The following is a 2,616-nucleotide window of genomic DNA, read 5'->3' as shown; positions in this document are numbered from 1 at the left end:
GCCCCGGGGTGGGGCGGCGGGCCCGAGGGGGGCATGGCGTCCGCGGGTCGCCACGGTCCGGCCTGCCCCTGCCCCTGCCCCTGTGCGGGGTGCTGCCCCTGCCCCTGCGCCTGTGCGGGGTGCTGTGCGGGGTGCTGTGCGGGGAAGGCCGTGGTGGGCCGATCGGTTCCACCCCACCCCTGGGCCATGCCGTAGGGATTCTCGGCGGCGTAGGGGTTCTGGCCGGAGGGTCCGTGTGCGGGTCCTTCGAGACCGGCACCCGATCTGCCGGCCCACTCGTCCGGGGACCCGGGTTCGCCCCTGCCCCGGCCGTTCTCGTTCTCGTTCTCCATGAGTCCCATGGTTCCCGATGGCGCTGTGTGCCCGCTGAGACGGTGCGCGCCACCCCGGGACTCACCCGGGCGGCTGCTCGCTTCCGGGGATGGTCACCCGCACCAGTGCGCCGCCGCCCTCGGCGTCGCTGATCTCGACGGTTCCGCCGTGTCGGGTCGTGACCTGTCGGACGATGGCCAGCCCCAGACCCGACCCCGGCATCGCGCGCGCCTCGTGCGAGCGATGGAAGCGTTCGAAGACCAGCTCGCGGTCCTGTTCGGGGATGCCGGGCCCCTGGTCGGCGACCGTCAGTTCCATGACCGCGTCGGAGACGGGCCGCATCCGCACCGTCACCGTCCCGCCGGTGGGACTCCACTTGGCCGCGTTGTCGCACACGTTCAGCACCGCACGCTCGATCCCGGCCGAGTCGCCGAAGGAGTACCAGGGCATCAACTCGACGTCGAAGTCCACGTCGTGCCGGCGACGCCGGACCCGCTCGAGGGCCCGTTCGACCGCGTCGGAGACGGCCACCGGCTCCAGCTCGACCTCCCCGGAGTCCTCCCGGGCGAGCTCGACCAGATCCCCGACGAGCTGACTGAGTTCCGAGATCTGCCCCACGACGTCTGCCTCGAGTTCGTTCCGGTCGGCGTCGGGGATCGTCCGCGCGCCGGGGCGACTGGCCGCGATGAGCAACTCGACGTTCGTCCGCAGACTCGTCAGTGGCGTCTTGAGTTCGTGCCCGGCGTCCGCGACGAGCCGCGCCTGTCTCTCCCGGCTCTCCCCCAGCGCGACGAGCATCTGGTTGAAACTGCTCGTCAGGCGGGCGATTTCGTCGTCACCGGCCACGGGGATCGGCCGCAGATCATCGGTGCGGGCGATGCGTTCCACGGCCCTGGTCAGCCGGGCCACCGGCGCCAACCCGGTGCGGCCGACGGCCGTCCCGGCCACCGCGGCCAGGGCGATGCCCGCTGCCCCGACGAGCGTGAGCACGATCGCCAGACGGTTCAACGCAGCACGGGTGGGGCTAAGGTCCTGGGCCAGGATGAGGGTCGAGCCGTCTCGGACCCCGACCGCGTAGATCTGCTTGCCCCCGGAGGTACGCAGGCTCGACTCGGCCTCGCCGCGCACGACCGCGATCTCCGGGCCACCGATCTGGAAGGGCTCCCCGGTCGCGGTGCGCACCCCGGAGGGAGCGACGATCTGCGCGTCCAGGTTCGGGTTGAACGCCCGCAGTGCGATCAGCGTGCTGCGCGACTGCAGGGCGAACTCGGAGGCGAGTTGGCTGTTGACCAGCTGGTCGGCCTGCTGCTGCAGGCGGTTGTTGACATCGCTGTACATCGACCCCGACACGACGAAGTACGCCGCGACGGCCATGAGGGCCACCGCGACACCCACCGAGCTCGCCGCCAGCAGCGTCACCCGCTGGTGCAGGGAGATCGGTGCGGACCCCGTCCGCATCGTGCGGGCGGGCACTACGGCGTCTCGCGCAGCACGTAACCCACACCGCGCACGGTGTGGATCAACCGGCTCTCACCCTCCCCTTCCGTCTTACGCCGTAGGTAGCCGATGTAGACCTCGAGAGCGTTACCCGAGGTCGGGAAGTCGTAGCCCCACACATCCTCGAGGATGTGGCTCCGGGTGAGGACCCGGCGTGGGTGGTGCATGAGGAGCTCGAGCAGGGAGAACTCGGTGCGGGTCAGCTGGATCCGGCGCTCGCCGCGGGTGACCTCGCGGGTCGCGATATCCATCCGCAGGTCCTCGAACTCCAGCACCTCGTCGACCTCCTCGGCGTCCGTGCCGCGACGACGCAGCAGAGCCCGCAGGCGGGCGAGGAGTTCCTCCAACGCGAAGGGTTTGGGCAGGTAGTCGTCGGCCCCCGCGTCCAGACCCGCGACCCGCTCGGAGACGGCGTCCCTCGCGGTGAGCATGAGCACCGGCAGGTCGTCCCCCCTGCTGCGCAGGATCCGGCACACCTCGAGCCCGTCCCGACGGGGCATCATCACGTCGAGGATGACCGCGTCGGGCCGGTTGGTGCCGACCCTCTCGATCGCCTCGATGCCATCGCCGGCGAGCTCCACGTCGTAGCCGTTGAAAGTCAGGGAGCGCCGGAGCGATTCGCGCACGGCCTGGTCGTCGTCGACAACGAGAATCTTCATGACGGGATTCTCGCCCACCCGACTGAAGCGCGGCTGAGGATCCGCCCCGGAGGGCCGCCGCCACGCGCGCCACAGACGCCGACGAGCCCGACGGGTCCGTGTGGACCCGCCGGGCTCGTGACCGGGCGTGTGCGTGCGGCGCCCGCGG

General features: G+C 71.3%; 2 protein-coding genes and 1 pseudogene. All 3 read right to left on the bottom strand.

The features are described 5' to 3' along the window. Positions 1-332: pseudogene (locus G6024_RS16440) on the bottom strand (hypothetical protein); the annotation flags it as partial. A gap of 61 nt (positions 333-393) precedes the next feature. Next, positions 394-1,785, bottom strand: a complete 1,392-nt coding sequence (locus tag G6024_RS15640) for a HAMP domain-containing sensor histidine kinase (protein ID WP_067713252.1) — start codon at positions 1,783-1,785, stop codon at positions 394-396. Next, positions 1,785-2,468, bottom strand: coding sequence for a response regulator transcription factor (locus G6024_RS15635; RefSeq protein ID WP_067713428.1), 684 nt, complete (start codon positions 2,466-2,468; stop codon positions 1,785-1,787). Before G6024_RS15635 ends, G6024_RS15640 begins: the two co-directional genes overlap by 1 nt. Positions 2,469-2,616 lie beyond the last annotated feature (148 nt).

The organism is Dietzia maris (genome assembly GCF_014144855.1).
GTDB lineage: Bacteria > Actinomycetota > Actinomycetes > Mycobacteriales > Mycobacteriaceae > Dietzia > Dietzia kunjamensis.
Note: the sequence above shows the minus strand (reverse complement) of the source record. Positions and strands in the feature narration are given on the sequence as shown.

Excerpts from the sequence above, each read along its gene's own strand:
- G6024_RS15635 (WP_067713428.1), bottom strand. The coding sequence starts at position 2,468 with ATGAAGATTCTCGTTGTCGACGACGACCAGGCCGTGCGCGAATCGCTC.